General features: G+C 38.6%; 4 protein-coding genes, 4 tRNA genes and 1 rRNA gene. 8 read left to right on the forward strand and 1 reads right to left on the reverse strand.

All coding sequences use genetic code 11. The features are described 5' to 3' along the window. The 3 genes from rrf to birA form a co-directional block, all read left to right on the forward strand. Positions 1 to 96 (forward strand): 5S ribosomal RNA (gene rrf, locus ACYUCW_RS17775); the annotation flags it as partial. Positions 97 to 294: 198 nt separating this feature from the next. Beyond that, the gene (murB, locus tag ACYUCW_RS17780) at positions 295 to 1,329 is read left to right on the forward strand and encodes a UDP-N-acetylmuramate dehydrogenase (protein WP_460409161.1); all 1,035 of its coding nucleotides are present in this window, start codon (positions 295 to 297) and stop codon (positions 1,327 to 1,329) included. Further along, complete coding sequence (gene birA, locus ACYUCW_RS17785) at positions 1,326 to 2,288, forward strand: bifunctional biotin--[acetyl-CoA-carboxylase] ligase/biotin operon repressor BirA (RefSeq protein ID WP_460409162.1); 963 nt, start codon at positions 1,326 to 1,328, stop codon at positions 2,286 to 2,288. Before murB ends, birA begins: the two co-directional genes overlap by 4 nt. A gap of 132 nt (positions 2,289 to 2,420) precedes the next feature. Here the strand turns inward: birA and coaA are convergent, their stop codons facing one another. Beyond that, positions 2,421 to 3,368, reverse strand: coding sequence for a type I pantothenate kinase (gene coaA, locus ACYUCW_RS17790; RefSeq protein WP_004246971.1), 948 nt, complete (start codon positions 3,366 to 3,368; stop codon positions 2,421 to 2,423). A 438-nt stretch (positions 3,369 to 3,806) separates the two neighbouring features. Here coaA and ACYUCW_RS17795 point away from each other — a divergent pair. From ACYUCW_RS17795 to ACYUCW_RS17815, 5 genes are all read left to right on the forward strand, one after another. Then, positions 3,807 to 3,882 (forward strand) — tRNA-Thr (locus ACYUCW_RS17795). Between the two features lie 16 nt (positions 3,883 to 3,898). Further along, positions 3,899 to 3,983, forward strand: a tRNA-Tyr gene (locus ACYUCW_RS17800). An 82-nt stretch (positions 3,984 to 4,065) separates the two neighbouring features. Continuing rightward, positions 4,066 to 4,140, forward strand: a tRNA-Gly gene (locus tag ACYUCW_RS17805). A 5-nt stretch (positions 4,141 to 4,145) separates the two neighbouring features. Then, positions 4,146 to 4,221: transfer RNA gene (locus ACYUCW_RS17810), tRNA-Thr, on the forward strand. Positions 4,222 to 4,342: 121 nt separating this feature from the next. Continuing rightward, positions 4,343 to 4,502 (forward strand): GTP-binding protein (locus ACYUCW_RS17815; protein WP_082239425.1); only part of this gene is annotated, 160 nt, incomplete at its 3' end.

The following is a 4,502-nucleotide window of genomic DNA, read 5'->3' on the forward strand; positions in this document are numbered from 1 at the left end:
GGTCCCACCTGATCCCATGCCGAACTCAGAAGTGAAACGCCGTAGCGCCGATGGTAGTGTGGGGTCTCCCCATGTGAGAGTAGGGAACTGCTAAGCATTAAATAAGACGAGAAAGCCAACCCACTGGGTTGGCTTTTTTGCATTTGTTTTTCTTTATTCTTAATAATCATCACACCTAGAATAATATAGGTATCTTTTTAACTTACTCTTATTACCTACCAACAGCTCACTCGCGCTATCCTCACAGCAGGTTGACTGCTAAACTAAGCTATCAGCTAAATGAGGTCGACTTTCATGAATAAACCTATTTCATTGCAATCATTTAATACATTTGGTTTGAAAGCCAATGCTCGTCATATAGAAACGGCAAAGAATACAGATGAACTCTGTCGGTACTGGCAAAATGCTCAAGACCAAAAACTGCCTATTCTTATTTTAGGCGGAGGGAGTAATGTTCTATTCATTGAAGATTTTAACGGTACGGTGATTAGAAACTGTATTTCTGGCATTGAAATTACAGAAGATGAGCAACAATGGCATATTCATGTTGGGGCAGGTGAAAATTGGCATAACCTTATAAAGAGCTTAATTGAAAAGCATATTTATGGGTTAGAAAATCTCGCTTTAATCCCTGGTAATGTTGGGTCTGCTCCCATACAAAATATTGGTGCTTATGGTAAAGAATTAAAAGACGTTTGCGCCTATGTTGATATTGTTGAGTTAAGCACTGGTAAAGTCACGCGTTTAACAAATGAAGAGTGCCAATTTGGCTATCGCGACAGCATTTTTAAACATCACTATCAGCAAGGTTATGCAATTATTGCCGTTGGCTTAGTGCTGAATAAACATTGGGAACCTATTTTGACCTATGGTGATTTAGCTAAATTATCACCAGAAACAGTCACACCACAGATAGTGTTCGACTCTGTATGCGGTATGAGGACAAGTAAATTGCCGGATCCTGCTCTTACAGGTAATGCGGGTAGTTTTTTTAAAAATCCTATTGTTGATATAAAACTTGCACAACGCTTAAAAAGTAAATATCCATTTTGCCCTCAATATGTACAACATAATGGTGTAAAACTTGCTGCAGGCTGGCTTATTGATCAATGTGGTTTGAAAGGTTATCAGAGCGGTGGCGCTGCTGTGCATACAAAACAGGCATTGGTATTAATTAATAAAGAAGGCAAGGCAAGTGGGCGCGATATTGTTAATTTAGCAAGTTATATTAGCCAAAAGGTATTTGAACGTTTTGGAGTCCAATTAGAGCCGGAAGTGCGTTTTATTGGACGGCATGGCGAGATTAACGCGGTGGATGCTATTTCATGAAAGAGACATCAACTCCTCTATTACTCATCAATATCCTTGCTGATGGTGAGCTCCATTCAGGAGAACAATTAGGCGAAAGTTTGGGGATGACACGGGCAGGGATTAATAAGCATATCAAGACATTGCGTAGCTGGGGTATCGACATTCATACAGTGGCAGGTCAGGGTTATCAGCTAGATGCACCGATGAACCTGTTAAACAGTGAACGTGTCAATCGAGGCATTCAAGGTGCACCAGCTCGTGTGATACCGGTTATTGATTCAACTAACCAGTATATGATACAGCGTATTAGTGAATTAACCTCCGGTGATGTTTGTATTGCTGAATATCAATCTGCAGGGCGTGGGCGTAGAGGGCGGCAATGGATCTCTCCTTTTGGTCGTAATCTATATCTCAGTATGTATTGGAAATTGGATCAAGGGCCTGCTGCAGCAATCGGGCTAAGTTTAGTTGTTGGTGTGATCCTTGCTGAAGTTTTACAGCAATTTGGTGCGAATGGTGTCAAAGTTAAATGGCCAAACGATCTTTACTTAAATGATAAAAAATTATCTGGGATCTTGGTTGAATTAACGGGAAAAACAGGTGATGTTGCGCATATTGTTACTGGCATTGGTATTAATATCGCCATGAGTAACAATCAAAAAGATGCAATAAACCAACAATGGATTAATTTAGAGCAGGTAGGGATAAAAATAGATAGGAATCAGTTGGCTTGTGAAATCACTAATGCGCTAAGAAAAGCATTTGTACAATTTGAAAAACAGGGGTTATCTGCTTTTATTGAACGTTGGAAAAGTTTAGATAATTTTATTGATAGGCGTGTTAAATTAATTATTGGTGACAAAGAGATCTTTGGTATCGCTAAAGGTATTAATGAGCAAGGGGTGTTACTTTTAGAACAAAACAATAAAATAGTACCCTATATTGGTGGTGAGATATCGCTACGAAGTGCACCATAATTGGTTTATTTTGCTACAATTTTCATATTAAAATATGCTCTCTAAAATAGGTAAAGAGAGCATATTTAAATTTAATCCGCCTATTTATAGGGTGAGAATTGATAATTTATCTATTCTCTAAATAGGTAAGATTTATTTACGTAATCTAACGCTTTTAACCGAATGGTTATCACCTTTAGTCATAATCAAGCTGGCTCTTTCACGGGTTGGTAAAATATTTTGCTTTAGGTTTAAGCCATTAATTTCTTGCCAAATGGAAGACGCGATCTCAATAGATTCTTCGCGACTCAGCTTGGAATAATTATTGAAATAGGATTCGGGATCGGTAAATGCCCCTTCACGGAATTTTAAAAATCGGCTGATATACCAGTGTTTCAATAATGCTTCATCTGCATCAACATAAATGGAAAAGTCGACATAATCTGATACAAAAACATTATGTGGATCATGAGGGTAGTCTTGATTACTCTGTAATACATTGAGTCCTTCAAGGATCAAAATATCGGGTTGCTCAATGACCTGTTTTTTGTCTGGAATAATGTCATACACTAAATGAGAATAGACAGGTGCAGTCACTTGCTTTTTGCCCGATTTAATATCAGAGACAAAAGAGACAAGACTATGCATATCATAGGATTCAGGAAACCCTTTTTTCTTCATTATTCCGCGTTTTTTTAATTCCGCATTAGGTAATAAAAATCCATCAGTGGTAATCAAATCCACTTTCCGATGTTCAGGCCAACGAGTTAGCAAAGCTTGAAGTAAACGGGCAGTCGTACTTTTACCCACCGCTACGCTACCCGCTATACCAATGATATAAGGAATTTTGGCGTTATTTGTGCCTAGAAACTGTTCTAAGACAGCCTGACGACGTAAATTTGAACTGATATAGAAATTTAACAACCTTGATAATGGAAGATAAATTTCAATGACATCATCAATTGAGATTTCTTCATTAATGCCTTTAAGGTCGGCAATTTCTGTTTCTGTTAATGTTAAGGGGACCGAATTCCTTAACGTAGCCCACTGCTTTCTATCAAATTCTAAATAAGGGGTTGTAAAGCGTTCTTTGTTATTCATAAGCCAACATCTGCCTAGTATTCGCAGGTTGGACAGGCTGTTTAAAACACCCGTATCCGATAAAAAATAAACAGCATCATAACGAGTGATGTGGCAGAGGCGTAGAGATTTTTTACTTTTTTTCTGCTTTTTTTGACGCGAACTGAATAAATTTGTAAAAAAAGTACAAAAAATAGTCATAAAAAATAAAAATAAGCGTAGAATAAAAGCGTAAAAATAATTCTTTTAGGTGAATTTTACTGTTTAGTGATAAATCTAGGATTGTAGAGAGAATATTGCGTTGGATTTTCTTTGATTTTTTTGCTGTCATTTTGGTCGTTTTTTTTTCTAAAAAATCAACAATACATACAAAAATGAACAAAATCTAAGCAAAAGAACAAATATCGCAATTTTTTTGTTGCATCATGACGAAAGTCCTCCTAGAATGCGCACCACTTAGCCGGCATAGCTCAGTTGGTAGAGCAACTGACTTGTAATCAGTAGGTCCCGAGTTCGACTCTTGGTGCCGGCACCATTTAAAATTTAGATTTGGTGGGATACCCAAGCGGCCAAAGGGAGCAGACTGTAAATCTGCCGTCACAGACTTCGAAGGTTCGAATCCTTCTCCCACCACCATTAATTCCTTACTTAAGTGTTTTCAAACCGTGAACACTTGAGTAGAATACAAAGCTGATTTTAAGTCAGGTAGCCGAGTTCTGCGGGCATCGTATAATGGCTATTACCTCAGCCTTCCAAGCTGATGATGCGGGTTCGATTCCCGCTGCCCGCTCCAGATGTGCTGATATAGCTCAGTTGGTAGAGCGCACCCTTGGTAAGGGTGAGGTCGGCAGTTCGAATCTGCCTATCAGCACCACTCCCCAATGTTCTTGCCTTCCTGATTAAAAATCTTAACAAGCATAGCTAATCGCTAGTTTAATTACTGCTTGGTTGATGTGGTGTAACCACCGATTCCGTGTCTTAGAGGGACAATTTAAATGTCTAAAGAAAAATTTGAACGTTCAAAACCGCACGTTAACGTTGGTACTATCGGCCACGTTGACCATGGTAAAACAACTCTGACTGCTGCAATCACTACAGTTTTAGCTAAAACTTACGGTGGTGCTGCTCGTGCATTCGACCAAATCGATAATGCGC

It is taken from the genome of Proteus sp. MB838, assembly GCF_054767435.1.